At 35.8% G+C, this 25,862-nt stretch carries 27 protein-coding genes and 3 tRNA genes; 7 read left to right on the top strand and 23 right to left on the bottom strand.

Translation table 11 applies throughout. From position 1 onward, the window contains the following. Positions 1-53: 53 nt before the first annotated feature. The gene (locus BN55_RS06165; protein WP_008471108.1) at positions 54-356 is read left to right on the top strand and encodes a rhodanese-like domain-containing protein; all 303 of its coding nucleotides are present in this window, start codon (positions 54-56) and stop codon (positions 354-356) included. 70 nt (positions 357-426) lie between these two features. Here the strand turns inward: BN55_RS06165 and BN55_RS06160 are convergent. From BN55_RS06160 to BN55_RS06140, 5 genes are all read right to left on the bottom strand, one after another. After that, positions 427-498: transfer RNA gene (locus tag BN55_RS06160), tRNA-Gln, on the bottom strand. A 54-nt stretch (positions 499-552) separates the two neighbouring features. Further along, positions 553-634: transfer RNA gene (locus tag BN55_RS06155), tRNA-Tyr, on the bottom strand. A 54-nt stretch (positions 635-688) separates the two neighbouring features. Further along, a complete protein-coding gene (locus tag BN55_RS06150) occupies positions 689-1,450 on the bottom strand; it encodes a mucin-binding protein (protein ID WP_008471106.1) in 762 nt (253 codons plus the stop codon). A gap of 95 nt (positions 1,451-1,545) precedes the next feature. After that, positions 1,546-2,454, bottom strand: coding sequence for an L-lactate dehydrogenase (locus tag BN55_RS06145; protein ID WP_008471104.1), 909 nt, complete (start codon positions 2,452-2,454; stop codon positions 1,546-1,548). 113 nt (positions 2,455-2,567) lie between these two features. Beyond that, positions 2,568-2,639 (bottom strand) — tRNA-Gln (locus BN55_RS06140). 187 nt (positions 2,640-2,826) lie between these two features. On the opposite strand from BN55_RS06140, the gene BN55_RS06135 reads away from it, so the two are divergent. Both BN55_RS06135 and BN55_RS06130 read left to right on the top strand, forming a co-directional pair. Then, positions 2,827-3,621: a Cof-type HAD-IIB family hydrolase gene (locus BN55_RS06135; protein ID WP_008471102.1), complete on the top strand. Its 795-nt coding sequence runs from the start codon at positions 2,827-2,829 to the stop codon at positions 3,619-3,621. A gap of 244 nt (positions 3,622-3,865) precedes the next feature. Next, a complete protein-coding gene (locus tag BN55_RS06130; protein WP_040469417.1) occupies positions 3,866-4,477 on the top strand; it encodes an aggregation-promoting factor C-terminal-like domain-containing protein in 612 nt (203 codons plus the stop codon). A 131-nt stretch (positions 4,478-4,608) separates the two neighbouring features. Here BN55_RS06130 and BN55_RS06125 read toward each other — a convergent pair whose 3' ends face one another. The 3 genes from BN55_RS06125 to BN55_RS06115 form a co-directional block, all read right to left on the bottom strand. Then, positions 4,609-6,639: a glycoside hydrolase family 3 protein gene (locus tag BN55_RS06125; RefSeq protein WP_008471100.1), complete on the bottom strand. Its 2,031-nt coding sequence runs from the start codon at positions 6,637-6,639 to the stop codon at positions 4,609-4,611. A 275-nt stretch (positions 6,640-6,914) separates the two neighbouring features. After that, the gene (locus BN55_RS06120) at positions 6,915-7,490 is read right to left on the bottom strand and encodes a histidine phosphatase family protein (protein ID WP_008471099.1); all 576 of its coding nucleotides are present in this window, start codon (positions 7,488-7,490) and stop codon (positions 6,915-6,917) included. A 123-nt stretch (positions 7,491-7,613) separates the two neighbouring features. Beyond that, on the bottom strand, positions 7,614-8,609 hold the full coding sequence (locus BN55_RS06115; RefSeq protein ID WP_008471098.1) for a tagatose 1,6-diphosphate aldolase: 996 nt from the start codon (positions 8,607-8,609) through the stop codon (positions 7,614-7,616). 209 nt (positions 8,610-8,818) lie between these two features. Here BN55_RS06115 and BN55_RS06110 point away from each other — a divergent pair, with 209 nt between their 5' ends. Continuing rightward, positions 8,819-10,837: a hypothetical protein gene (locus BN55_RS06110; RefSeq protein WP_008471097.1), complete on the top strand. Its 2,019-nt coding sequence runs from the start codon at positions 8,819-8,821 to the stop codon at positions 10,835-10,837. Between the two features lie 133 nt (positions 10,838-10,970). On the opposite strand, the gene BN55_RS06105 is transcribed toward BN55_RS06110, so the two are convergent. The 9 genes from BN55_RS06105 to BN55_RS06065 form a co-directional block, all read right to left on the bottom strand. Beyond that, the gene (locus BN55_RS06105; RefSeq protein WP_008471096.1) at positions 10,971-11,372 is read right to left on the bottom strand and encodes a PTS sugar transporter subunit IIA; all 402 of its coding nucleotides are present in this window, start codon (positions 11,370-11,372) and stop codon (positions 10,971-10,973) included. Between the two features lie 19 nt (positions 11,373-11,391). Continuing rightward, complete coding sequence (locus BN55_RS06100; RefSeq protein WP_040469415.1) at positions 11,392-12,210, bottom strand: PTS system mannose/fructose/sorbose family transporter subunit IID; 819 nt, start codon at positions 12,208-12,210, stop codon at positions 11,392-11,394. Next, positions 12,197-13,108, bottom strand: coding sequence for a PTS mannose/fructose/sorbose/N-acetylgalactosamine transporter subunit IIC (locus tag BN55_RS06095; RefSeq protein ID WP_008471093.1), 912 nt, complete (start codon positions 13,106-13,108; stop codon positions 12,197-12,199). The genes BN55_RS06100 and BN55_RS06095 overlap by 14 nt, the downstream gene beginning before the upstream one ends. Before the next feature lie 10 nt (positions 13,109-13,118). Then, complete coding sequence (locus BN55_RS06090) at positions 13,119-13,607, bottom strand: PTS sugar transporter subunit IIB (RefSeq protein ID WP_008471092.1); 489 nt, start codon at positions 13,605-13,607, stop codon at positions 13,119-13,121. A gap of 120 nt (positions 13,608-13,727) precedes the next feature. Then, the gene (gene nagA / locus BN55_RS06085) at positions 13,728-14,882 is read right to left on the bottom strand and encodes an N-acetylglucosamine-6-phosphate deacetylase (RefSeq protein WP_008471091.1); all 1,155 of its coding nucleotides are present in this window, start codon (positions 14,880-14,882) and stop codon (positions 13,728-13,730) included. A 14-nt stretch (positions 14,883-14,896) separates the two neighbouring features. Then, on the bottom strand, positions 14,897-16,066 hold the full coding sequence (locus tag BN55_RS06080; RefSeq protein ID WP_008471090.1) for an SIS domain-containing protein: 1,170 nt from the start codon (positions 16,064-16,066) through the stop codon (positions 14,897-14,899). Between the two features lie 25 nt (positions 16,067-16,091). Next, positions 16,092-16,811, bottom strand: coding sequence for a GntR family transcriptional regulator (locus BN55_RS06075; RefSeq protein ID WP_008471089.1), 720 nt, complete (start codon positions 16,809-16,811; stop codon positions 16,092-16,094). Positions 16,812-17,028: 217 nt separating this feature from the next. After that, on the bottom strand, positions 17,029-17,784 hold the full coding sequence (apf, locus tag BN55_RS06070) for an aggregation-promoting factor (RefSeq protein ID WP_008471088.1): 756 nt from the start codon (positions 17,782-17,784) through the stop codon (positions 17,029-17,031). Positions 17,785-18,022: 238 nt separating this feature from the next. Continuing rightward, the gene (locus BN55_RS06065; RefSeq protein WP_008471087.1) at positions 18,023-18,592 is read right to left on the bottom strand and encodes a histidine phosphatase family protein; all 570 of its coding nucleotides are present in this window, start codon (positions 18,590-18,592) and stop codon (positions 18,023-18,025) included. A 470-nt stretch (positions 18,593-19,062) separates the two neighbouring features. On the opposite strand from BN55_RS06065, the gene psiE reads away from it, so the two are divergent. Beyond that, positions 19,063-19,470 (top strand): phosphate-starvation-inducible protein PsiE, encoded by a 408-nt coding sequence (gene psiE / locus BN55_RS06060; RefSeq protein WP_008471083.1) that lies wholly within the window; start codon positions 19,063-19,065, stop codon positions 19,468-19,470. A 33-nt stretch (positions 19,471-19,503) separates the two neighbouring features. Here the strand turns inward: psiE and BN55_RS06055 are convergent, their stop codons facing one another. Then, the gene (locus BN55_RS06055) at positions 19,504-20,256 is read right to left on the bottom strand and encodes a putative ABC transporter permease (RefSeq protein ID WP_008471082.1); all 753 of its coding nucleotides are present in this window, start codon (positions 20,254-20,256) and stop codon (positions 19,504-19,506) included. Between the two features lie 205 nt (positions 20,257-20,461). On the opposite strand from BN55_RS06055, the gene BN55_RS06050 reads away from it, so the two are divergent. Both BN55_RS06050 and BN55_RS06045 read left to right on the top strand, forming a co-directional pair. Continuing rightward, positions 20,462-20,782 carry a type II toxin-antitoxin system Phd/YefM family antitoxin gene (locus BN55_RS06050; RefSeq protein WP_008471081.1) on the top strand — a complete coding sequence of 107 codons (321 nt, stop codon included), beginning with the start codon at positions 20,462-20,464 and terminating at the stop codon, positions 20,780-20,782. A gap of 3 nt (positions 20,783-20,785) precedes the next feature. Next, complete coding sequence (locus tag BN55_RS06045) at positions 20,786-21,094, top strand: hypothetical protein (RefSeq protein WP_008471080.1); 309 nt, start codon at positions 20,786-20,788, stop codon at positions 21,092-21,094. A 63-nt stretch (positions 21,095-21,157) separates the two neighbouring features. Here BN55_RS06045 and BN55_RS06040 read toward each other — a convergent pair whose 3' ends face one another. The 5 genes from BN55_RS06040 to BN55_RS06020 all read right to left on the bottom strand — a co-directional run bounded on the left by BN55_RS06040 (position 21,158) and on the right by BN55_RS06020 (position 25,755). Further along, positions 21,158-21,679 carry a GNAT family N-acetyltransferase gene (locus BN55_RS06040; RefSeq protein ID WP_008471079.1) on the bottom strand — a complete coding sequence of 174 codons (522 nt, stop codon included), beginning with the start codon at positions 21,677-21,679 and terminating at the stop codon, positions 21,158-21,160. A gap of 165 nt (positions 21,680-21,844) precedes the next feature. Beyond that, positions 21,845-22,924 (bottom strand): C39 family peptidase, encoded by a 1,080-nt coding sequence (locus BN55_RS06035; RefSeq protein WP_008471078.1) that lies wholly within the window; start codon positions 22,922-22,924, stop codon positions 21,845-21,847. An 18-nt stretch (positions 22,925-22,942) separates the two neighbouring features. After that, a complete protein-coding gene (locus BN55_RS06030; RefSeq protein WP_008471077.1) occupies positions 22,943-24,244 on the bottom strand; it encodes a C40 family peptidase in 1,302 nt (433 codons plus the stop codon). Between the two features lie 130 nt (positions 24,245-24,374). After that, complete coding sequence (locus BN55_RS06025) at positions 24,375-24,902, bottom strand: hypothetical protein (RefSeq protein WP_008471076.1); 528 nt, start codon at positions 24,900-24,902, stop codon at positions 24,375-24,377. A 28-nt stretch (positions 24,903-24,930) separates the two neighbouring features. Next, a complete protein-coding gene (locus BN55_RS06020; RefSeq protein WP_008471075.1) occupies positions 24,931-25,755 on the bottom strand; it encodes a hypothetical protein in 825 nt (274 codons plus the stop codon). Positions 25,756-25,862: the final 107 nt, after the last annotated feature.

Here is a 25,862-nt window from a genome sequence, read left to right as displayed (position 1 = left end):
ATTTTCTCTGATTAAGCAAATTTTGTTGGTTAAATAATTCTTGGAGGTTAACCATGCACAAGATATCAACAAAAACACTTAAAAAAATTTTATTAGATAATCCAAATATCCACTTAATCGACGTTCGTACTCCAATTGAATTTGCTTTTGGACACGTTCCTGAAAGTATTAACTTTCCTGTGGAAGAAATCAATCAATTTAACTTCCCTAAAGATGATAAGTACTACTTCATTTGTCACGCAGGAAGCCGCGCAAAACACGCCTGCAATCAATTGCAAAAACGCGGTTACACTAACATCACCCATGTAACCGATGGGTTCAGTAGTTGGAACGGCGAAGTCGAATCAGGATTTTAATTGAAACTACAAAGAAAAGAGGTCATCAATGATGACCTCTTTTTCTCGGGTTGGGTGTTCTTTCGAACTATTGGGTTAGCTGGATTCGAACCAGCGCATGATGGTACCAAAAACCATTGCCTTACCACTTGGCTATAACCCATTTGATTGAACTTTTACTTGTTGTTCAATGCAACCAGCTGGATAAATCCAGCAATGGAGGCCAGTGGATTCGAACCACCGAACTCAGAGAGAGCGGTTTTACAGACCGCCGCGTTTAGCCACTTCGCTAGGCCTCCGAAACGTTACTTAGATATAATACTTGAATTTAAAAATAAATGCAAGTCAAAAAATTAATTTTTTTCACTAACTAAGTAAGTTTCAAAAAAAGTGGCTACTAGTACTAACATAAAGCCTAAATATGTGATCATTGTCATCTTATTCTCGCCTGTTTCTGGTAAAACTTTGATGCTTTCAGAATTTTCTTTTTTAACAGGGCTTGCAGTTTTTTGATGACTTGGCATTTTAGCTTGTTCATGAACAACTACGGGAAGCAGAACTTGCTTGTTAATAGCTTTATTTGTATTATTTTGTTTTCTACTATTATTAATTGAATTTGCAGCTTCATTTTGAGCTAAGGTGCGATGATAAGTTACCACAGTCACTTGATCTTGAGTGCACGGATCAATTAGTTTAGAGTTCACACTTTTTTGATCAGGAATAAAACCATCGATTTGGGGACTTGTAACTTCTTGAGTAGTTTGTTTATTTGGAACCCATTGACCGCCTAGATTGACAATAGCTCGATTTTGATCATTTTGAATATCTATACGTTTAAAAACAACGCTTGCTTTATAAGTTGGAGCAGCCTCCCTTCCATCTTCATATTGATAATAAATAGTTTGAGTCACTGTTCGAGATTGCACTACATTTTCATAATTTTCTTTTACTGGAATAGTTTCATTAGCAAGTTCGCTAGTTGCGCTTGCTTGGGCGACATTTGGAATTGCAAAAAGCAAACCGCAAGCAACTAGCGATAAAGCAACTGAAATCATTTTTTTATAAGTTGGGTTAGTAACATGGAGATTTTTAAACATAATATGACCGGCTTTCATTCTCTTGCTTTCAGCTACATTTTAACATCATCTATTTCAGAATTTAAAAAAAGAGCCTTGTGAATTAGGCTCTTTGTTGCATTTATTATATAGTTTTATTTCAACTGGGCGATATGCTTTTTAATAATATCTGCTGAATCGTGAAGTTGTTTTTCTTCTTGTTCAGTAAGTTCAAGCTTAATCACTTTCTCAACGCCATCTTGACCAATAATTGCTGGATAGCCAATGTAAGTTTCAACTTCTGGCAAATATACTGAAGTTGGTGCAAATAATCTTGCATTGCTAAATACAGCTTGCACTAATCTAACTGCGCAAGTTGCTACTGCATAAGAAGTATATCCCTTACCAAAAGCAACTTTCATTGAGTTTTTATTAGGTTGCGCACTAAGCTCTTCCAATTTTTCTTCATCAAATAATTCAGTGGCCTTTTTACCATTAACACTAACAGTTGACCAAGCAGTAAATTGAGAAGCACCATGTTCACCTAAAACAAAACCTTGAACGTTACGTGGGTCTTCATCTAATTCTTCTGCGACAATTCTTTGCATTCTAGCGGTATCTAAAAATGTCCCAGTCCCGAAGACCTGCTTTTTAGATAAACCAGTTGTTTCTTGTAAAATAGTAGAAATTGCATCGCATGGGTTAGAAATATTGATCAAAATTCCCTTAAAGCCACTGTCTTTGATCTTTTGACCAACTTCTTTAGCATTAGCTGCATTAATATCAAATTCGCCAAAACGATCACCAGTCTTAACAGTTGCTGCAATATCACCAAAAGATGTCACGATAATATCAGTATCTTTCAATTCATCCCAGTTATTTGCTTCAACATCAACATAGTAATTATTTCTAGCTAAAGTATCTCTTAAGTCATTATATTCAGCTGTGGATTTCTTTTCGTTTTTATCTAACAAAACTAACTCATCCACAATTCCATGGGTAAACAATGTGTAAGCAACTGTAGCACCAACATGTCCCATTCCGATAACTGCAACTTTTCTCATAATTTTACCTCTTTTACGTGAAAATATAAATTACACCTTCAGAATACTATTTTTTTGAGTAAAATTATATACAAAAACAAAAAAAGCTCAGGCACTACACCTGAACTGAACTATTGGGTTAGCTGGATTCGAACCAGCGCATGATGGTACCAAAAACCATTGCCTTACCACTTGGCTATAACCCATTTGATTGAACTTTTACTTGTTGTCCAATGTAACCAGTTGAATTACTCAATCAACATTAATTAATATAGTAAAATTTCTTTTATAAGTCAACTATAAATTTCAATTTTTTTATTTTTACTCGTTTTGCCCATTTTACCTAAATTCTATGTTTATAATTAAGTAACAACTATATGGAGGAAAAGTTCAATGACTGCCAAAATTATTTTTAGCGATATCGATGGGACATTAATTAATTCGGATTTACAAGTTACTCCTAAAACACGCGATGCTATTAGAAAACAAATTATGAGTGGTAACTTATTTGTTCCTGTTTCGGCCAGAATGCCAAAGGCAATTATGACTGCAGCTGGTCAAATTACTAATAGCTGTCCTTTAATTGCTTATAACGGTGCCTTAGTATTAGACGAGATGGGCAAACCGCTTAATTCACAATTTATAAAAGCTCAAACTGCTGCCGAAATTTGTGAATTTGTTGAAAGAAGCAATTCCGATACTGCTTGGAATGTTTACAGCGGCTACAATTGGTTTTCTCCACTAACTCCTAATGCGCGTGTAAAACGCGAGGAAGAGATCGTCCAAGTCAAATCCTTGCCAGTTGCGATTAATCATATTAAAGAGCTCAAAGGCGTCCATAAGGTTCTTTTAATGGGCAAGCCAGAAGTCTTAGACAAGATGAAGCCTATTTTAGAAGAAAAATATTCCGAATTATATCTAGTAAAATCTGCGCCACACCTGCTTGAGATCATGATCAAAGGCGTTAAAAAGGGCGCCGGAGTGAAAATTATGGCTGATGCTTTTGACGTCCCAATGAAAGATACTTGGGCTTTTGGCGACAACTATAATGATGAAGATATGCTGGATGTAGTTGGACATCCTGTTTTAATGGGAAATGCTCCTAAAGATTTACAAGAAAAATTTGCTAATGTTACTTTAGATAATAATCATGATGGAATTGCTAAGGCACTAGAAGATTTGAAATAGATGAACGTTAACTATCCTTTTTAAGGATAGTTTTTTGTTACAAGATGTAATAAAGCCATCTTTTCGCATCATATCAATACATTACATACTATAATTTGACCCTTAAAACGTTATATTTTACAAATACGACGCTTTTTTTCATCTCTTTATAATACTTAAGACTTGGTTTTGTAATGGTTCTGAAATATTGAGCATGTAGTATAAAGACTGTCAGTTAAGAAAAGACTAATTAAAGAACTTACAAATGATTAAATCAAAAGGAGAGTTTATTTTGAATAAATTCAAGTCCGCATTAATTAAATTATCTGCAGGTACTGCAATTGCCTTCACCGGTTTGGTTGCTGTTAACACTGCTAATACTTCTAACCACGTACAAGCTGCAACTGCTTCAAACCAAGTTGTAACTGTTAACTACGTACCTGGTTACGGAATCGCAGTTTGGAACAACTTTCAAAACGGTAAAACAACTGGCCAATACTTAAAGCATGGTTCATCATACAAAGTTATCAAGTCAGCTAAGGATGCTCAAGGCAATACTTGGTACGACTTAGGTTTAAACCAATGGATCATGGCTAAATATACTGTTAATGGTACTGTCCGTGCTCAAAGTGCTGCATCACAATCAGTTAACAGTGCTGAAGCTGCTGCCAAGAACTGGATCGCAATGCGTGAATCTGGTGGTAACTACAACGCTCGTAACGGTCAATACATTGGTAAATATCAATTATCTGCCGCTTACTTAGGCGGTAACTACTCACCAGCCAACCAGGAACGCGTTGCTAACAACTACGTTAAGTCACGTTACGGTTCATGGGTAAATGCTAAGAACTTCTGGATTAGCCACGGCTGGTACTAAAAATTAAATTTGCTTATGACAAAACGATGGATGAAAATCCATCGTTTTTTATTTTTGCCTAAAACAAAAAACCGCCTACTGCATCTCAAAATGCACTAAGCGGTTTTGTTATAAGTTAAGCGTTTAAATCTTTATTTAATTAACATCGAGTAATTTGATGGAATCCATTGCAATTGAGTTCCTAAGCGATAATAAATTTTACCGTTAATAGTCTTCATTCCAAATACTTTATATCTTGAAGCATTTGCAACAAATGTAGATTTAGCATCATCTTGATATCTACCTTTACTGTCAGTCAACTTAACCTTACCTTTACCATCATAAATCACTTTTAGAATACCCTTAAATGGCTTTTCTGAAGTGGAATTTTGATCACTTAAGTACTGTGTTTGAATCCATAAATCTGAATTTGCATCTTTAATTCTTGAATATGAAACACCATTAATAACCTTAGTATCAAAAATATTCACTTTAACACCATCATTAATACGCATTTGTGTAAAAATGGCTTTTTCATTACTTAATGCCCAAACATTAACGCCATAACCTGGTACATAGTTTACAGTCTTTTCAACTGCAGAAACTTGTGAAATGATAGGTTGTTGTTCATCTTGACTAGGATTTACAATGATTTCTGGTTCCTTATTTTTACCCTCGATTGATGTAGTAATAAAAGCATAGTCAGAATCATCTGAAATGATCTTTATTTCTTGCTTATCTTGTTTTACAGGAACATTAATTGTAAATTCTCCCTTACCACCGACAACTGCAGTTGCAATAACTTTATTAGTTTTAGTATCAACTGCGCTCATAATCATTGAACCTTCAGCTGCAGCATCAGCGATTTTACCAGATACGTAAGCTACAGATTTATCTTGATTATAAGTTACTGGATTTAGAACAATTTTTTTAGAACCAGTTGGATCAGTCGGCTTAGAAGGATGATCTGGATTTTCAGGTTGCTTTCCTGGATCCACTTGTTTATTAGGATTTAAACTATCTGCTGTTAATAAACCTAATTTATTCTTCAAATCTAATATTCTCTTAACAGAGGCATTGATTTGACTTTCTTTTATTTTACCTTCTTTAACAGCTTTAACGATGTCTCCAATGCCTGTAGCATAATCGGTAGTCATAATCATATCATTTCCGGCCATGACTGCTAATACATCTACAGGGAGATTGCCGTGAGCTTTGGCAAAATCAGTAATTGCTCCCATTTCCAGTGCATCGGTAACAATCAAGCCATTATAATGGCAATAATCTCTAATCAGATTATTTATTTTTCTTGATAAAGATGCTGGATAAATAGGATCAATCTTATCGTAGATCACATGAGTAACCATTACTGAGTCTGCCCCTGCTTGCATTCCAGCAATAAATGGCAACATATCTTTTGTTTCAATATCTCTTAAAGAGTCTTCACGCGTAGCAAATCCTGTATGTGTATCTGCGGCATCACCATAACCAGGAAAATGTTTCAAAGTCGATGCGACTAAATTATCATGTTGCCATGCTGGTACAACTTGTTTAATGTAATCTGCAGTCGCTTGATAACTGCCACCACCAAAGGTTCGATCATAAATAAATCCACCAGTAGTATTACTATAATCAGCATCAGGTGCATAATTCCAGTTAATTCCCAATTGACGCAAAAGAGTGGCATTCTTTCTTGCATATTCAAGGACAACCTTCATCCCTGAACCAGGATTAACTTTTTCTGCATCTTCATACTGCTTACGAGGAAAAGCAAATTGATCACCATTTTGAGCAATCAAGCCACTATGAGTTAAGCGTGAGACCAATCCGCCTTCTTGATCTACTCCAATAAGTAATGGAGTTTGAGCTGATTTTTGATAGTCTGCCATTTTTTGCTTGAATTGTTCCTGACTTAATCCTTTCATATCGGCATCATAAACAATCAAGCCTCCTAGATTATACTTAGCAACATCTTGTTGTGCTTGTCCAGGAGTTTGCGGTGTTCTTGAAACATACATTTGTCCTACTTTTTGCTCAAGAGAAGCTTTATCAATGTACTCATTAATTTGCTGCTCACTTACTCCTTGAGTTGCTGCATCAACATGATTATGAGCGCTTAGCAAACATCCACTAGCAGATAAAGTAGCAACTATCGCAAAGATAGTCTTTTTTATCTTAATCATACTTCTTCCTTTCTATTTTATAATTACACCTCCGTTTGACTAAATTACTGCATACTCTCTAGTTGCTTACAGCAATAATTATAGCGCTTACATAGCCTGTTTAAAAATAAAGTTTATATGTGTATACTATAACGAATAACTAATTAGTTTCTTTACCATTTGGTCTGCGTCTTCTATTTTCTTTATTCATATAGCTAAGTTTTTAACATAAATTAGACTATACCAATCTAAAAACCGCCTACTGCATCTCAAAATGCACTAAGCGGTTCTTTCTCTTATTCTAAATTACGTGCCGGCCACACTGTTTCTACCAATTCTACTTTACCATCATTTTCTACTAACTTTGCAATCTCGCAATTGCCCAATGAGGTAAAATCCCTGCCTGCATCATGTCGTCTAATATATTGAGCTAAAATATCACCATGTCCGACAATTAAAATAGTTTTCGCATGAATTGCCTTTTTCAAAATAGTCGACATTGCACGTTCCATTCTCTTAACAACGTCACTATCTGGCTCCATACTTGCTACAAAATCACGGCTTTCGCCATAATGCCAAGGCAGAGTATATTGATCTTGCCCTTCATACATCCCGTAATTTTTTTCGCGCAAATCTTTCATCCGCGTGTAATCCATCTGATTATTGGTAACAATCTCTAGCGTATCGCTAGCTCTTTCTTGCGTTGAACAAAAGGCCATGTCAAAATTAATTTTATTTTTCTGAAACCAGTCCCTTGCTTTTTGTGCTTGTCGAATCCCCAACTCAGTTAACGGTGAATCGACTCTTCCTTGAACTTTTTGATGTAAATTAAAAAATGTTTGACCATGGCGGACTAAATAAATAGTTTTCATGACTTTCCCTTTCTTTGTTTACATTAAAACATCATATCATGAAATTCCGCCAAATTAGCCATTAGTTTTGCCTAATAAAAAAGCCGAGAATCGCTCTCAGCTCTTTATTAAAAATATTTCAACTTAGTCTTCGACTTCTAATTTATCTCTCCATGACTTGGCGCCTTTCAAAGCAGCATTCAAGTTTTCGATATTTTGCTTACCCTCACTAGCAAGCCAGTCGCGACCGACTTGCTCGCCTTCAGCAGCAAATGGCTTAATTGCAGGCTTCCAAGTAGCTCTCCCGCAAAGTACACCGTTAAAGTCAGCGCCAGCTTCCTCAGCCATCTTAATTTCAGCAATAAATTCTTCAGAAGTTACACCAGCTGATAAGAAAATATATGGCAATTCAGTAGCAGCTGATTGCTTTTTTAGCAAGTCTTTTGCTTGCTCTTGAGTGTAAATTACGTCGTTATCACCATTGAAGCCTTCAACATACTTGATATTAAATGGCATTTCGACTTTTAAGACACTCACATTGTAGCGTGGGTCAGAAAATTCCTTCATGGTCTTGATAACTTTTTCAGGCTTTACTTTAGCATAATCTTCGCCTTTAGCATCAGCAATGTTTGCATCATAAGTCAACAATTCTAAGAATAATGGCAATTTGTTAGCTTTTGCTTCAGCTCCAACTCTTTCAACGAAAGCACGTTTTTTATCGTTAATTTCGTCGCTTTCATCTGGATCAAAGTAAAGCAAGAATTTAATTGCGTCTGCTCCTTCTTCTTTGATTCTTAAACCAGATTGATTTTCAATCAAATCACACATTCTACCTGGTTCAGCGGTATCATAACCAGTTTTTTCATAAGCTAAAAGCAAACCGCAATCCTTATTTCTTACCTTAGTTGCAGGAAGACCATATTCAGGATCTGTCAAAATAGCAGAAGCGTAAGGTGTCAGTTCTTCAGAAACAGCTTTTTTAAAATCAACAATAGTTGTTTCATCGGCTGGCTTATTTGCGGCATCGGCAAGCATTTTCTTTAATGAACCACGTTGGTCAATTGCCAATGCGCTAATAACACCATCTTTAGTTGATAAATTATCCATATGTTTTGCAACTTGAGCTGAAATCTTTTTCATAAATTTTCTCCTTTAACTACTTTAACCGCACATCTATATTATAAACTTGTACCAACCATTTTTAAAGTAAACGATTACATTTTATACAAAATATTTTATTATGCCCTTTTATATAAGCATTTATCACATATTATGGTTCCTACCAGTACTAATTAATGATAAAATTTAGGTATAGATCTAGAAATTATTATTTATTAAGGAGGGGTTTTATGGCCTTTACATATACGCTTCGTTATTCGTTCGATCCGCAAACAAATGATGAAGAAAAAGAAGCAAAACTGTATGATTTTGTTAAAAAAGCTAAGATCAATGACGTGGCATTTTTTATTAATGGCGAAGAATTAAATCACAGCCACTTAACTAAAGAGCAAACTCATATATGGCTTGATGCTATCAAGCCTATGCAAAAAAAGCTTGCTGAATTAGGAGTTACCACTAGTCTTAATCCATGGACAACGATTATGCACTCAGACCGTGGCTATCATGTAAACCCAGAAATCGGCTTTAGAACATTCGTCGATATCAATGGTGATCAAGCGCAAGACATGGCTTGTCCAGCTGATCCTACTTGGAGAAAATATATTTGCGAAAGATATGGGCAATATGCAAGTATTCATCCCCACAGACTATGGATGGAAGATGATTTTCGTCACTATAATCACACCCCACTAAAATTAATGTGTTTTTGTGATTATCATATGAAGATTTATCAAGAAAAGCTCGGAAAAAAAGAGAGTCGCGCAGACTTTGTTAAAAACATGCTTAAGTCAGGTAAGCCAACTGCTGAACGTAGGATTTATCTGGATCAAGCTCGCAAAGAAATGATTGAAAATGAAAAAATGATTGCCGAAGCAGTCCACAAGGTTAGCCCTAAAACTGATATCGGCCAAATGACTTCATTTCCTGACTGGCACGCAATTGAAGGACGCGATTGGGAGCAGCTATTTGACGCTCAAGGACTTAACCATCCAAGAGTTGCTCGCCCGCACTTGGCCGCCTATAACGAAGTTGCACCTAATATCTATGGCCGCAACTTTGAAGAATATAGTCGCATTACCGCAGCTTATCTAGGCGATGATGCAGAACTTTATCCAGAATTGGAAAATTCAATGTGGAGCCCACAAGTTAAGTCCAATCGCTTTATTGCTTTTCAAATTATCACGTCAGCTTTACTTGGTAGTCGCGGAATCATGCTTAATATCTTCGATATGATGGGCAACGGAATTAATGATCATTGGCATTACGACCAAATGCTTGCCGAAATTAAGCCATTTTTAAACCAATTAAAAGAAAATCGCTTAAAAATGCACCATCTAAAAGGCATCAAAGTTTTAGTCGATCAAGATTCAGCTTATTCAATTCACACAACAAATGGACGCATCCCTGAAGAGATGCTTCCACATGAAAAGAATTGGGCTAGTTTATTAGCAAGTTTTGGCTTTGCAACGACTATCTTACCTGTTAGTTCCGACATGCATTTAAAAAATCAAACTATTGCTATTGCCGGCCAATTATTGCGTAATTTTACTAATGAACAGATCACAGAATTGCTCAAAAACAACACTGTTTTACTAGATGGCGAAAGCATTCAAGTTATCCTGGATCGTCAATTAAGCAGTCTACTTCACATTAATAAAGCCACTTGGCATCCATGCAAAACCGGTTATCAATCATTTGAACAAGCTGACGGCATAACAGTTCAAGGCGTTAAGAATCCTCGCGTTACTATGAATCAACATACAGGCGACTATTTAAAACTTGATTACGATCATGACAGCGATGTTAAGGTCTGGTCTTATGCTTACTCTTCTTTAGATGAAAAACTTGGTAACTTTATGGCAGTAATTGATAAACACATTGTTGTCATGCCAATGAACCAAGATCCAAAACACGGCTGGGAGTCGCAGTTTTCTACTTATAAACAAGGGATTTTCCAACAGATTATGGAATCAATTGCTCCAATTGATTACTTAGATGTTGATATGGCTAATGTAAAGCTAAACGTTCAAGCAGATGGCAAAGTTGCCTGGATTTCTAACTTCTCATTAGATAGCTATGATCAAATTAAATGGCACGTATCTCATTTAACTAGTCAAAAAGCTCGCCTAATTCGCTACCAGAAAAACGGCGTTGGCGTCGAAGATATCGATATCAAATTAGAAGATGGCATTGCTACAATTGATGAAGAATTAAAACCGCTTGAAACAATTCAATTAATCTTTAAATAAAAGGGCAAAAATAGAGAGCTGATTTTTGAAACCAGCTCTTTTCTTTCGCCAAATTTTATTTTGGACAAACAAAAAAATTCCACTGACGTAATTAGACTTACGAAAGTAGAATTTTTATCATTATTCACTTGATTTACTTTTTCATACTTGCAAGCATTTGATTAATATCAACAATACCTGCTTTACCGGCATTTACATAATCTGAATCGTTGCCAACCATTTGGCTGTTCAACCATTCAATTACCATGGCTAAATTCATGCCGGCAATTAAATGAATCTTGTCATTGCCACTCATAATCAAGCGACTCACAGTGTTAGCTGGAGTGCCACCCATCAGGTCCGCAAAAACAGTGATGTCAGGTTCATCAAAATCCTTAATTGTGTCGTTAAACTTCTTTTCAAAGTCTTCTGGACCTTCTTCAGGTAATAATACAACGGTGTGAATATGGTCTTGTGGACCCATAATTAATTCAGCACTCTTTTTTACTTCTTCAGCCATTCTGCCATGACTAATTAAAACTAAATCTTTAGCCATTTTCTTTCCTTTCTCTCAGTTAGGCTTTGGCAATAATGCCCAAACCGCCAAGAACTACACACAATACTAAAACAATTAAGATTGCTTTAGTGGAAGTCATTTTCTTTCTTCCCAATAACCAGTATACAAAACCTACAAGTAATGCTGGCAATAATTTAGGAATAATCATGTCCAAGTTCTTTTGAACATCCATCGTAACTTTACCAATTTGTGGTACCCAGGCAAATTTAATGTTAATCATTGTTGCTACTAATGCACCAACCATGAACACACCTAAAACAGTAGCTGAGTCAGTTAATGCGTTCAAACGATCACGCATATCGGTAACCAAAGTGGTACCTTGTTCGTAAGCAAAGTGTAATTGTTTCCAACGGAACACACAGATTGCTAAGTTAGCAATGATCCAAATAATTACACCAATTGGGTTTCCTTCAGCCGCCATTGAAGCAGCCAAAGCACCAAAGATAGTTGGGATTAATGCGGCAAAGATAGAGTCACCAATTGCGGCAAATGGTCCCATCAAACCAACCTTTAAACTGGCAACAGTTTCACGACTCTTAACACCTTCGTGCTCTTGCATAGCAAGGTCGATACCAGTAATTATAGTGTTGAAGAAGTTTGAAGTGTTAAAGAACTGGGATTCAGTCTTCATCATTTCTTTTAACTCTGGACTCTTATCACCATAAATTTTCCGCAATTGTGGAAGCATAGTGTATAAGTAACCAGTGTTTTGCATTCTTTCATAGTTCCAACCTAGTTGGAAGCCAAAAAGAGATCTTCTATTAATTTGATTAAAGTCTTTTTTAGTTAACTTGTACTGTGGATTAGAGTTCGTCATCAGTGATCTCTCCTTCGTCATTTGCATCTAAACTAGTCTTTTCTGCACTTTGTGCATCAATTTCTGACTTAGCTTTTGACACTGGAATACCCTTGTAGTGTAAGATGGCTAGTGCCAAACCTAAGAGGGCAATTGCAAGCATTGGTAAACCGTTAAATACAGTAGTGAAGCCCTTGCTTGCTGCAGCAAGTCCAGTACCTAACGTTTGGATATTGGTAAACATTGTTGCAAACAAAGTAGTTACAGTGAAACCTAAGATTAAGTAAGCAATGTGTTTTTTAACTGGTAGGTATCTAAGCAAGATTGCGAAACCTACTGCAGGTAATGCAGCACCAGCTACTGTTAAACCAGTTCCTAACCACTTCAAGTCACCGTTTAAGGCGTTGGCAATATTTTGAACTAAACCACGTCCGAATGCTAAAGCTACGAACACTGGAATAGCACGTGATAATGCCCAAGGAATAGCTCCGTACAAGAAGTTTCTTTCAATTGCCTTGTAATTTTGAGTATCGATAAAGTGGTCGATTCTGTGAGCAAAGAAAGTGTTAGTAAATCTTGCTAAAACGTCCAATTGAACCATGATAGCAGCTACTGGAACAGCAATTGAAGAAACAGCTGCTTGCCAACTTAAACCGCTAACACTTACTGAAAAGGCTGTTGCTAAAACAGTACCAGTTGTCGCATCGATCTTAGAAGCACCACCGAAGGTACCAACACCTAAAACCATCAACTGCATTGCAGCACCAATCATCAAACCTTTTCCCATGTCTCCCATAACAATTCCGGCAACTAAACCGGCACCTACAGGAGTGTTTAAAGATGAATAAATTTGCAATTCATCAAGAATTTCATAACCTGCATACAGGGTTAGTAATAATATTTGCCACCAAGCAATCATAATGACCCTCCTACTTTAACTTATCATTTAACAATTTCATAAAGTCGTGAGAATCATCACTTGGAGTAAGTTGTGCTGTGATGTTTACGCCTTTATCTGCAATTTGTTTGAAATCTTCCACGTCTTTTTCTTCTACATTGATCTGTTTGGTGATAGATTTGGTTGTATCAGTTTGAGACATGGTACCAACATTTAAAGTATCTAACTTAAGTCCCATGTTTAATAAAGCTAAAAATTCAGCCGGTTTCTTAGCAACGATGAAAACTCTTTGGTTTCCATAACGGTGCTTGTTTAAATGATCAGCAGCAACTGCAGCTTTCAAAACACTCAGCCTAGTCGTCATTGGTGTTGCCATTCTTAAGCCGCTTTTTTGAATATCATTATCAGCTGCTTGCTCATCAACAACAATAATTCGATCTGCTTGAAGTTTTGGTGTCCACAGATTAGCTACTTGACCATGGACCAATCGTCCATCGATTCGAGCTCCTACTATACTCATAATTTCCCTCCGTATCGTTAAATATGCTCTCATTAAAAGCAATGTAAGCGCTTAACTTATACTTAAATAATAAGGTACCAACCATTGTTTGTCAACTGGTTCTTACCAATTTGCTTGAAATTATTTTTTATATCTAGATACACCGTTTAAGTAAGTTTCTTCAACTGTCATATCATCATCTAATATAACAAAGTCTGCATCATGGTCTGGCTTGATCACACCGCACTTATTAGTCATAGACATACTCTTAGCTGGTACATAACTAGCCATCATAACTGCATCTTCAGGCGTTACAACGTTCCAGTTAACTAAGTTCTTAACAGCGTCTTTCAATAATAAAATACTGCCGGCTAAGCTATCATTAGACTTCAAACGAGCCATGCCATCTTTTACGTAAACTGGCAATTCACCTAGCATGTAGTCGCCGTCTGGCATCAATCCTGCCTGCATACAGTCAGTAATTAAAGCAATATGTTCGGGTCCTCTTGCATTTACCAAAGCTCTAATGGTTGGCTCCAGTACGTGGTGTCCATCGCAGATTAATTCATCAGTAGTTAAACGGCTTGAAAAGGCTGCCCCAACAATATTTGGTGCGTGTTGCGACAATGGGTCCATGCCATTATAAGTATGGCAAAACATAGTTGCCCCTGCTTCAACACAAGCAATGGCATCTTCATAATTAGAAGCTGAGTGCCCTAATGAGATAACAATGCCTTCTTTAACAGCTTGACGAACAAACTCTTTAGAGCCTTTTCGTTCAGGAGCCATGGACATCTTAACTAACATGCCATCTGAAGCTTCTTCGTATTCATGCAATTCCTTGATTGAAGGATCGCGCATATACTTAGGATTTTCAGCACCAGCATGTTTTTCAGTAAAGTAAGGCCCTTCGAAGTGAATACCTTGAATCTTTGCGCCAGTTTCTTGACCTTTGTGAGCCGCAAACATCTTACAAATTTCAAGCAATTGTTCATGACTAGCCGTAATGGTAGTTGGCAGCCAGCTAGTTACACCAGCTTTGAGCAAGCCTTCAGAAATCTTGTTAATTCCTTCCCAGTCGCTCTTCATCACATCTTCGTTCAAAAGGCCGTGAATGTGACTATCAAAATAACCTGGTGCAATTAACTTATCGCCATACTCTTTAATCTCGCCATCTGGCTTTTGGCTTTCTGGGTAGTAAAAACCAAATTGACCGTTATCTTGGACCTCTAAATAGCCTCCAAGCTCAGTCTTATTTTCTAAGAAAAACTTTTTTGCGTGAATATAATATGTCATCTTTAAAACCTTCTTTATTTAGAAAACTTATGAATAGTTACACCTTTAACAACACGGTTAACAGTACCAGTTGGCGATGGTGTATCTGGCGTATTGCCCACCTTAATTGAAGTAAGCAATGCAATTGTCTGACCAAACATAATGTCAGGCAAAGCTAAATATGCATCTGGCAATAATTCATCGCTTTCAAAGGCAAAGAACTTTCCATTATAGTCTTGTCCGCTCTTTTTTGGGCCAACTCCCATAACTAAAGGCACAATGTTATCGTCTCTAATTTCATCTAAAATATCTAAATCATATTGTCTGGTATAAGTATTGTTTGAAACAAAGTCAAAAACAATTGTCTTATCATCTAAGAATGACTTTGGACCGTGACGTAAGCCCATTGATGTATCAAATAATGCAGCAACTTTACCAGCAGTCAATTCCAAAATCTTCAAACGTGCTTCTTGAGCTAAACCACCTAAAGCACCGCTACCGATGTAAGTAATTCTGTCAAAATCAGTATCAACTAATTTTTGAATTTCGCTTTCACGATCAATTACGCTTTGTCCCATTGAAGAGATTTCATCAATGATGTTAGCCTTCTTATCATCTGACAACGTATCAAATACTAATAATGACATCAAGGCCATGCATGAAAAAGAACCAGTCATTGCAAATCCTTGATCCAGAGATTTGGCTGGCATTAATAAAACTAAACCAGTTGGATCGTCTTCTAAGTCTTGTGCCAAGTGTCCTTCTGGCGCACAAGTAATTGCAATTTGGTACAGGTTATTTACTAATTGCTTAGCTAGTTCAACAGTAGCTACTGATTCAGGTGAATTTCCACTACGTGCAAAAGAAAGTAAAACCGTTGGGGTGTCAGCTTCTAAGTAATCTTCTGGAGTTGAAACGATCTTAGTAGTATCAATTGCTTCAAAATCATACTTAGTGCGATCAGCATGTTTTCTTAAATATGGCATTACGGTATTTCCTACATAAGCACTAGTACCAGCGCCGGTAAAGATAACCTTCACTTTGCCAAATTTTTCATTGATCTTATTTAAAAAGTCTTCGATTTCACCTTTTTTATCTTGATAGATCTTTAAAGTTTCTTGCCACAATTGTGGTTGCTGCTCAATTTCACGAGTAGTAATCTGTGCCCCTAATTTAATTAGTTCGTCATCGGTCTTAGTAAACATATTGTTTTCCTTTCGTTTCGAACACTTAAACCAGATTATTATATTGGCGAGTTCTATAGATGAATTTATCGCCTCGAGCTACAGCACGAGTGAATTCGATCGTAATGTTATGATCGTTAATTACTCGACGATAAATTTTTAGTGCTGGTGAGCCAGCTTTAACCTTTAAAATGTCGCTTTCTTCTTTTCCTAAATTAACTGCTTGGATATCCTCAAAAGCCATCACACCAATTTGGTTATATTTGCTTTTAAGTACATCATAAAGCTGTTTATTATTTAAATCCGACATGATCAAATCTGGAAACAGACTTTCTGGTAGAAAAGTCTCGCTATATAATCTGGGTTCATCATCAATTAATCTTACCCTTACCAACTTATAAACTCGTTCATTATCAGCCAAGTGCAGCTGTTCGCTTACTTCTTTAGTTGGGTTAATCAAGTCGAATGTGCGGTTTTGTGTTGATGGCTTGTGACCCTGAATAGCTACTTGGTTTGAAAATGAATACATGTTTCCTAAGTTAGTTTCATTTACTGAAATGGTACTTACAAATGTACCTTTCCCATGTAGTCGATAAACAATTCCTCGTTCTTCTAAATCGCGTAAAGCGAGCCTAATTGTATTGCGACTAACGTGATACTGATCAAGCAATTGGCGCTCACTTGGCAATTTTTCATTTGGACTCATTTCATTTTGAATTTTATTTTCCAAATCTAAAATAATCTTTTTATACAATGGCGTAGCCATTTTAGCACCTCATTCCATTAACTGGTTAGTACCACTAAATATAGGATAGAATAGAAAGCGCTTTCTGTCAACTTTCTAAAATCGATAAATCTCTAAATTAGTGACCTAGATAGGAATATAGCAAACTTTTAAGGCACTGTAAAATATACAAAAATAGCATCCCTGCATAGGGATGCTATAGTTATTATATTCTATTTTATTGTTTGTTGGTTAAATTTTAGTACCAACCATTTGCTTGCCAGAAACTTTGAGCGTTTGCCCAAGAACCGTAACGACTCTTAACGTAGTTGTCAGCAACTCTTTCTTGGTTAGCAGCTGAGTAGTCACCATTTAAGTAACTAGCAGATAATTGATACTTACCAATATATTGGCCATTTCTTGCTGAGTATGAACCACCTGATTCACGAGCAGCAATCCAGGCTTTGGCTGAAGCTTCGGATCCAGTAGCATTAGAAGTGTAGTTACTGTATGAGCGAGCTGGTTGGTAAGATTGAGTGTTTTGAGCACTGTAGTTGTAACTTGATGCATTGTTATTTGCATAAGTGGTAGTTTGGTTTTGAGCTACTGGAGCTTGAGTTGTAGTTGGTGCAACATAATCAAAACGAACGTTTTCATCTACAGTATGTAAACCATTACGAGTCCATTTAGCCATAACCCATTGATCTAATCCTAAGTCATACCACTTGTTACCTTGGGCATCATATTTAGAATCGGTTACCTTCCAAGAAGTAGCATGAGCTAACTTTTGACCAGTAGTATGTGCATTATTATCAGTACCGTTCCAAACTGCGATACCATAACCAGGGACGTAGTTTACAGTAACAACTTTAGGATCGTTAGCAGTAGTTGCAGCATGTACAGTGCTGTTTGAGTTCAAATTGTTTAAAGTAAATAATCCAGCGAATGAAACGCCAGCAGCCATGATTGACTTAACTAGGACAGATTTAAAATTGATGGATTTAAAATTCTTCAAAATTAATTTCTCCTTTGAAATATTATCTTTCGTAAATATAGTTCAATTGATATAAATCTTTTTCTCTTTCAATTGACAGCTTATATACTACACAGATAATATTGCATATCCATAACATAAAGGCGGGTTTAAGGTTAAGAAAACGCGCAGTTTTGTTACATGGCTGTAATAAATACTTATTTTGTTAAATTCATGTAATAATGTAACAAAAATGAGATTATAGCATAATAGTTTTTATCTAATTAACTAGTTCTAAAGCCGGTGTAAAGCTATTTTCGTAAGTTAAAACATTATTTTGAGCTGTCATTTTAACTATTTCGCAGTTGCTATAAGCTGAAAAAACAGGATTTACATGCTTGGTAAATAAACGTAAAGCTGTGCCATGGCCGACAATTAAGATTTTTTCGCCTTCATGAGTTGCATTTAAAATTTCATCCATTGCCTGAATCATGCGGTAAGTAACATGGTCATCTGATTCAAAAGCCGGGTTCTTTCTACTATACCCTCTTCTCCACGGCAGCATATACTCGTCTTGGCCTTCATATTGACCATGATCTTTTTCGCATAAATTCTTCAGCCTAGTATAAGGAAGCTTATTATTCGTGATAATTTCCAACGTATCGCTAGCGCGCTGCTGAGTCGAGCAAAAAGCGGCATCAAAGTGGATAAATTTATGCTGAAAATAATTATGCACTAATTGAGCTTGCTTTCTTCCAAGAGCAGTTAAAGGCGAATCGCAGGCGCCTTGGATCTTGTGGTGAACGTTAAAGAGAGTTTCTCCGTGTCTTACTAAATAAATGGTCTTCATTCTTCTTTTTTCTCCTTATTTTTGTATGCGCTCACATAATACCATTTTTAATAATATTCGTCTACTGGACTGAATTATAAGAAAAATTGCAATAGACCAATTTTAGATTGTGAAAACAAAAGGATACCTTTTGGCATCCTTTTGTTACTTCTTCAATTTATTAATTAATAACGCTAACCAATAACATCCAATTCCAATACATAATGAAATAATTGTGTTGCTATTAAATACAAAATATTTTGGAAAAACCAGACTAATTAACAATGCTATAAATATCATCGCGAAAGGAAAAATCACTATTCTTTTCATTATTTCACATCCCATTAATTTTGTTTTTTCACATTATACTAATAAAACATTTGAATAAAAAGATTTTTTTCTAGTATTAATAAAACACTACTTAATGGTGGCTTTTTCACCTTATCAGCGCGAAAATAAAGTATAGACTAATCACGCAAAAAAGGATAAATATGAAATACTTTAATAAATTCACCAATAAATTCGCTAATGTTTTGAAATTTCTAACTGTAACTGCACTAGGTATTTTGGGCATTTATCTTGTAATCGTCCTGTTTATGGAGCTGTTTTCTTTAGGCAGAATCTTAATTACAACCAATAATATCTTCAAAGTCCATCTGGAAGTATTAGATGAAGTCATTGTATTTTTCTTATTTTTTGAATTTGCAGCAATGATTTTTTCAGCTTTAAAGCATAATGGCGATACCAGCGTAAACTTTTTAATGGGCCTTGGCGTAACTGCTCTGCTGCGTGGATTAATCAGCGCCCATGGCGAACCAATTCAAGTTTTAGTAAATGCCGTGTCAATTTTACTTTTAATCATTGGGATGGTTATTATGAAAAAACATATTAAGATGTAAAAAATCTCTAGTCGTACTGGCTAGAGATTTTTGTTAATTATTCTTATTAATCAAATGCTCTTTAATCTTATTGAATTTATCGCTGTCATTAAACTTCATCTGAGGGAAGCTCTTGAGCAAACGTCTTTGGTTCCAAGATAACTTACGCTCAGGCTCTATATCATTGAGGTGTGCAACTACTGCAGCATGAACTTGCTTATGATCATGTTCCAATTTATCTGGCAATTGTCTGATAAATTGATTGATGCGCTGATCCCACATTTGCGTAGTCGTATGGAATCTTTCAACACTGATGATCGTACAAATAAAGTCGGTTCCCATGACTAACACCACAATTAATGCTAAAAAGCCATGAATTTTAGCTTCCTCCCAATTAATCATCTTTTGCACTAGTGGCTGGACAAATTTAACAAGTAAAACCACACCAAAACCCCATCCTAGAGAAATAATCGGTGCTATTCTTCCTGGAATATTGCCCCACAAGTGCGAATAGTCCCACAACTTCATGTGGAAGACTTTTTCTAAAAAAAGACTGGCAAAATATTCAAAAAGCGTTGCCACAATAATTCCAACTAAAAAGAGCAATAAAATATTATCGCGTACCCGGTAAGTGAAAACTAAAATCGTCGTTACTGCAAAGCCATAAACTGGGCAATACGGACCAAATAAGAATCCACGATAGTCATAATGATGATCTTTAATTGAGCAGTAAACTGTCTCCCAGAGCCAGCCAATTACTGCATAAGTAAAAAAATAAACGATCAGCTGCGTTAATGTATAAGGCATAATATTCGCCTCCCTATACATATTTTCTCATATTGGTAGTTATTTTAGGTTAAAAACATCTTTTATTCGTACGCTATACGGCTCGGATTTTTAGTTATTAATTAATTCTTTATAAATACGCTTTTTAAAAAACTTCAATAAGACTATTATTAGTTTTATAAAAGACTTCACATGCTATACTATTATAATAGAGAGGATGAGTTCAATGTTAAAAACATTAGATGTACCCACTACAAGCATTTCTGATTTAAAAAAAAATCCAGGAACATTATTCAAAGAAGCTGAAGATCAAGGGACTGGAGTATATGTTTTAAATCGTAATACTCCAGCTGGAATCGTAATGTCAGTTAAGGATTACGAAGCAATGGTGAAAAAACTAGATCAACTTGAAGATTTATTAGTAGAAAAAAATGCTGCTTCACGCCTAGCAAATGATTCAGGTGAATATTATAGTGATGAAGAAGTCAGAGGGAAAAATAAGGCTAACGCTTCTGTAGAAATAGATGAAAATGATGGATGGGAGTAATTAATGCCACACAAGACTCCTTATGAAGTAATTTATCTTCCCGAAGCAAAAGAAGAATATGATAATCTTGAAGGTAATCAACTAGTCTTCGTGGACAAAGGAATTTCTCGTTTAAAAGCACTTGGCATGAATGCGGGTCAACCACTACATGGCAAACTTATTAATTGTCGCAAACTTAAGAACAAAAAAATGGGTTTAAGAATTATTTTTACACGTGACAAAGAGAAAATAAAAATAATCAAAATTATTGCTATAGGTGCCAGAAGACGTGAAAAGGTATATCGAGATGCCGAAAACAGATTAAGCAAATAATAAAAATATCTTTAAATAAAAAACTGCGAATCTAGTCGCAGTTTTTTTGTTCATATTTATCTTTTAAAGATTTAATTCGTAAGCTATACGGCTCGGATCTTCAGGATCTTCGTCCACTTGAATAATTCCTCTTTGCACAAAACCATGACTTTCAGCTAAATGCTGCATAATTTTATTCTTTCTTGAAGTATCGATTCTAAAATTAGTAACACCTTGAGCAAACAGCACAGAAATAATATTTGAAAAGAAATAATTTGCGAGACGCATCCCGCGAAATTCATTGGAAATTGCCATGCGATGAATTGTAGCATATTCGTCAACTTCATTATGCCAATTGCCTTCAATATCGCGATAAGTTGGCTCAACTCCTGCGATAACTGCACTATAGCCAGCGATTTTTTTATCAACCATTAACACATAGCCAACTTTTTCAGCAATATCATTTTGAATCGTTGTTTCATTTGGATACTCTGCCTGCCACTGACTTGAGCCACTATTTTTCAAGAAAGTTTTAGCCTGCGCGATGATGAGCATTATTTTGGATAGATCTTGTAGTTGAGCCTGGCGAATATAGATTAGTGACATTGGAGTAGAACCTTTCATAGTTTAGGATTATTCTATATTTTAATCTTTATAATACTAATTTACTAGACTGAGTGCATAAAAAAACGGGCCTAAGGCCCGTAATTTTTTGTATTTCATGCTATCTTAATTAACGAAATTGCATAAGTTTCCACAAATGATTAATAGTTAATAACTCAAAGCGCGTTTTTTATCTCTAGCCCAGTGACTTAATAATGAAGCACGGCTAATAGATTCTTTACGTCCAGTCCATGGATTATTGTAATAATAGACTCCACGCGTATTGTAACCAGTCAATGTAATGGCATGGTTTACAAAGCCATTCATATTAGCCATCCACATCACCACTGCATGTCCGTGCATTAATTTATCGTTAATTCGATCTAAGCTTGCACCAGTAAGATTTTCGCTATGACCTAAATATTTTCTTACTACAGGCGCAATTCCATTAGGAAAAACCCACCAGCCAGTCACGCTATATGGATTCCCAACAAATCCATAATCTCCATTTGATGAACGTGGCGTATCTCTTGCAACTTGGAATTTGTTAACTTTAACCCCTGCACCTTGAAGCATCATCGTAACGGCAGTCATTTCACATCCCGTTGGAAGCTCAGGTCTTTGACTAATTACTGGTACATTTTTTTGAACTGAATAGATTCCACCAAACTTGTCAGTATAAAAAGTTTGCGAACCGCTAACAATTTTACCAGTTTGAATTTTGTCATTTCTATAAAATACATAGCGCTTATGCTGCCCTTCATAGGCTATGCCATTTCGCGTATTTGTTTGAGCAGTTACTGCTGCTTTCTTAGTCGGAGCATTTGAAAAAGTAATATATTTATCAATTACCCATTGATTACCACCCAAGTTATACCATTGAGAGCCATTAGTATCTTTGGCCTGCTTAAATGTTTTCCAGCGTGTACCATTTGCCAAATAATTACCAGTTAGCTTTTTAGTTTCATTATAATTAGACCAAACCGCTACTTTACCCGGTCCTTGATACTTAATTGTGGCAACTGCATTATAGGGACGCTCATTATTTGTTGGATTAGTAACTTGCTGAGTAGTATTATTTTTATTCTCATTAATTACTGGATTTTGACTATCTAAACTTGTATTTTGTGTTTGAACGTCTGCTTGTCCATCTGCTTCAGCAGCTTTTACCTGATTATGATTAATCAAGCATAAACTCACTAATCCTAAACTAGCAAAACAAAAACTTAATAAATTTTTCTTTTTCATTGTTTTATTTTTCACCAATTAAATAAACGGACGCTTTACACCAGCAATAATATTTCTTTGACCATTAATAATTGGTTGAACCATAATTCTTGGTGGCCAACTTTCGATAACTTGGTTATTGCCTAAGTAGATTGCTACGTGCCAAATAGTGCGAGTTCCTGGTTGGTAGTAGAAAATCAAATCTCCACGTTGTCTTTGTGAATATGGAACAGTCTTTAGTCTTCTATCAGCCCATAAATTACGTGAATTCCATTCATTACCTGGATGAGCGTGATTAATTGAAGATGCAGATTGTGGATTAATTCCGCCAGCATATAAAGCTTGCATTGCAAGTCCAGAACAGTCAGTACCATATTGTGGACTGCTTGAAGCACCTACAATATAAGGTTTGCCCAGATATTTATAAGCTTGTCTAATCATTGCCTCAATATGAGCAGATCTACCTTGAGTTTTGCTAGCGCCTAATGGAGCAATGTAACTATCAATATCGTAGAATGAGTTTCTAGTGAAGCCTAGCTTTTGCCAAGTATTTACGTCTACATTTCCAGTTACAGGAAGATGATGACTTGCTTGGAAACGTCTAACTGCATTATAAGTTGCCCAGTTGTAGTTAGCATATCCGCCAAAAGTACCTAGTCTTCTCATAATTAACCAAGTTTTAATACCTTCGTAGCCACGTCCTACAGTATAGCCAACTTTACCAGTAGGCTTAATTTGACTGTATTGCACCTGATAATAACCAGCTGGATTCTGGTAAGCTTTATCAATCACGCTGTATTGAGCTGGCAACCATTGATTTTCACTACCAATACGGTATACAGTTTGGCCATTAATTACTGCTTTACCTAAAGTTTTCCAAGTTGAGTTATTTGCAACATATTGCTTAGTATGTTTACCGTTTTTATCAAGTAAAGAAACGCCACCGCGACCATGATAGACAACAGTAGCAACATGGCCTTTATAACTTTCTTCTCGACCATTAACAGCTGGAGTATTGTTTTCAGCACCTTTTTCATTGAATTGGGTGAATTTTGATGGAATCCATTGCTTTTCTGATCCTAAACGATACATTTCTTGATTATTAATAGTCGCTTTAGTAAATGCTTTCCATTGACTATTTTTTGAAACGTATTGGTTTTGGTAAGCACCATCGCTATTTAATAGATTTACTTTACCTTTACCATCATACTTTACAGTAACAGTACCATTAACTGGCGTTTCCTTTACTGCAGCTTGAGCTGATTTAGAAGTTAGAATTAAGCTTGAGCCAAATAAAGTTGCACCTAACATGCTTGTAATAATTAACTTTTTATTCTTCATGTTTTCCCCTATTTTGAAAATTATTAATAATCGACATTTTTGATATTGTTTGATAATTTTAAGTGCTTATTTAATCATCATTTTCCACTTGGAAATGTAGCGCATCACCACCTTAAACTTTTGAAATTATCTATTGCTGTTCATCAGTACTAAATTCTCGATTTGCAAGCTTGATGCCATCTTTATTGGCTTGATCTTGCGGAACATCAATTTTAAGAATCAGCTTTTTACCGCTATTATCATGTTCAAGCTTCAATCCATCTTTTAGAGAATCCAGTTCTTTTATAGCTTCGTTAGTTTTATCAACGCCTATATCTGCATTAGCTGTTTTATAATCATCGGCGCCGTAATACCATTTAGGATTATCTTCAAAGGATTTAATTGTCTGACTTTTAGCACCGTATTTTTTAAAGACCGCAATTCTCATTTTAGTGGCAATCTGTGCTCGTTCAGGACCTGGAATTACCCAAGATTCGCTATAAGGATTCCAAACCACATGTTGAACATCTGCTAATGGGTCAACCTTACTATTGGCTTGATGAAATCCAAAAACGCAGAGCAATACGACAATTGCACCAGCAATTGAAACTACAACTTTATGCTTTTTCCAGATTTCTTTAGCTTTAACAACAAACTTATTTTTTCTTATCTTATCCATGCTCTTTTTCTATAATTCCTTACTTTTACTAATCGTCATTATATGTATCACTGTTATTTTGGTTATCAACACTATCAGGATTATTTGCTGCAGCTTGAATTACACTATTGGGAACTGCTAACTTTTGCTGGTTAATATTCGTATAAGCCGCAGTTCCTCTATTTGTGCCTGCGCTCCATTCATAATTCATAGCAATTAATCGCTTTTGCTTATTGAAGGTATAAGTTAAAGTTGCAGATGTGAAGTCTTGATCTTCCCATGGACTCCGATAATAATTACGTGTTACATGAATAATGTATTTTTCCATTAATTCTTTTACTTCTTGGGAATTTCCTTGATAGACAACTTTATAGCCATCATTACTTTTAGATACCTTCATTTGACTAATCAGCGCTACTGGAACATTGGTAATTGGATCAAATCTATCCCATCTATAAGTTTGTCCTGTCTGAATCCATTTGTTACCTTCTAAGGTATAAACGTCCTTATCCGTCGTCCATATTTCTGAAGACATTCCACCATTAAATTTATAGTGAACAATTCGCGGGTTTTCTTGAATAACACCAGTGTCATATCCTTTTTCCGTTGTATTATTAATGCGAATATCGAAATTTCCCTCATTAAAATCAGCCACATTATTCATTAACTCTGTCACAGTCGGCATTTTCTCTTCAGTAGACTGTTTTTTATGAACTATAATCAACTTTTTACTATTTTTTTTGCTTTTTTGTTTTTTAATAACTAAAGATCTAGATTTTGAGCTAGATTGATTAGTATGATTTTGGCAACCTGCAAAAAGAAGCAGAATTGTGCTGGCTAGCATTGCTAAACTATACTTATGTCTTTTCTTCACACTTTTCTCCCCAACATAGCTATCAGCATTAACATTTTTACTGAAATTTATTTTTGAAGACGCAAAAAAGCCAAGCTAGAGCATGCCTTAATCAGAAGTCTACTTTA

Source organism: Lactobacillus hominis DSM 23910 = CRBIP 24.179 (assembly GCF_000296835.1).
GTDB classification, from domain to species: domain Bacteria; phylum Bacillota; class Bacilli; order Lactobacillales; family Lactobacillaceae; genus Lactobacillus; species Lactobacillus hominis.
This window is presented reverse-complemented; position numbering and strand designations above follow the sequence as displayed.

Excerpts from the sequence above, each read along its gene's own strand:
- BN55_RS06075 (WP_008471089.1), bottom strand. The coding sequence starts at position 16,811 with ATGGCTACGCCATTGTATAAAAAGATTATTTTAGATTTGGAAAATAAA.
- BN55_RS06050 (WP_008471081.1), top strand. The coding sequence starts at position 20,462 with ATGTTAAAAACATTAGATGTACCCACTACAAGCATTTCTGATTTAAAA.
- BN55_RS06065 (WP_008471087.1), bottom strand. The coding sequence starts at position 18,592 with ATGAAGACCATTTATTTAGTAAGACACGGAGAAACTCTCTTTAACGTT.
- BN55_RS06105 (WP_008471096.1), bottom strand. The coding sequence starts at position 11,372 with ATGGCTAAAGATTTAGTTTTAATTAGTCATGGCAGAATGGCTGAAGAA.
- BN55_RS06045 (WP_008471080.1), top strand. The coding sequence starts at position 20,786 with ATGCCACACAAGACTCCTTATGAAGTAATTTATCTTCCCGAAGCAAAA.
- BN55_RS06055 (WP_008471082.1), bottom strand. The coding sequence starts at position 20,256 with ATGCCTTATACATTAACGCAGCTGATCGTTTATTTTTTTACTTATGCA.
- BN55_RS06165 (WP_008471108.1), top strand. The coding sequence starts at position 54 with ATGCACAAGATATCAACAAAAACACTTAAAAAAATTTTATTAGATAAT.
- BN55_RS06035 (WP_008471078.1), bottom strand. The coding sequence starts at position 22,924 with ATGAAAAAGAAAAATTTATTAAGTTTTTGTTTTGCTAGTTTAGGATTA.
- BN55_RS06025 (WP_008471076.1), bottom strand. The coding sequence starts at position 24,902 with ATGGATAAGATAAGAAAAAATAAGTTTGTTGTTAAAGCTAAAGAAATC.
- BN55_RS06120 (WP_008471099.1), bottom strand. The coding sequence starts at position 7,490 with ATGAAAACTATTTATTTAGTCCGCCATGGTCAAACATTTTTTAATTTA.
- BN55_RS06095 (WP_008471093.1), bottom strand. The coding sequence starts at position 13,108 with ATGATTGCTTGGTGGCAAATATTATTACTAACCCTGTATGCAGGTTAT.
- BN55_RS06125 (WP_008471100.1), bottom strand. The coding sequence starts at position 6,639 with ATGATTAAGATAAAAAAGACTATCTTTGCGATAGTTGCTACTTTATCT.
- BN55_RS06130 (WP_040469417.1), top strand. The coding sequence starts at position 3,866 with ATGATTAAATCAAAAGGAGAGTTTATTTTGAATAAATTCAAGTCCGCA.
- BN55_RS06100 (WP_040469415.1), bottom strand. The coding sequence starts at position 12,210 with ATGACGAACTCTAATCCACAGTACAAGTTAACTAAAAAAGACTTTAAT.
- BN55_RS06080 (WP_008471090.1), bottom strand. The coding sequence starts at position 16,066 with ATGTTTACTAAGACCGATGACGAACTAATTAAATTAGGGGCACAGATT.
- BN55_RS06040 (WP_008471079.1), bottom strand. The coding sequence starts at position 21,679 with ATGTCACTAATCTATATTCGCCAGGCTCAACTACAAGATCTATCCAAA.
- BN55_RS06115 (WP_008471098.1), bottom strand. The coding sequence starts at position 8,609 with ATGAAAAAGATTTCAGCTCAAGTTGCAAAACATATGGATAATTTATCA.
- BN55_RS06110 (WP_008471097.1), top strand. The coding sequence starts at position 8,819 with ATGGCCTTTACATATACGCTTCGTTATTCGTTCGATCCGCAAACAAAT.
- psiE (WP_008471083.1), top strand. The coding sequence starts at position 19,063 with ATGAAATACTTTAATAAATTCACCAATAAATTCGCTAATGTTTTGAAA.
- BN55_RS06150 (WP_008471106.1), bottom strand. The coding sequence starts at position 1,450 with ATGAAAGCCGGTCATATTATGTTTAAAAATCTCCATGTTACTAACCCA.
- BN55_RS06090 (WP_008471092.1), bottom strand. The coding sequence starts at position 13,607 with ATGAGTATAGTAGGAGCTCGAATCGATGGACGATTGGTCCATGGTCAA.
- BN55_RS06145 (WP_008471104.1), bottom strand. The coding sequence starts at position 2,454 with ATGAGAAAAGTTGCAGTTATCGGAATGGGACATGTTGGTGCTACAGTT.
- BN55_RS06030 (WP_008471077.1), bottom strand. The coding sequence starts at position 24,244 with ATGAAGAATAAAAAGTTAATTATTACAAGCATGTTAGGTGCAACTTTA.
- nagA (WP_008471091.1), bottom strand. The coding sequence starts at position 14,882 with ATGACATATTATATTCACGCAAAAAAGTTTTTCTTAGAAAATAAGACT.
- BN55_RS06135 (WP_008471102.1), top strand. The coding sequence starts at position 2,827 with ATGACTGCCAAAATTATTTTTAGCGATATCGATGGGACATTAATTAAT.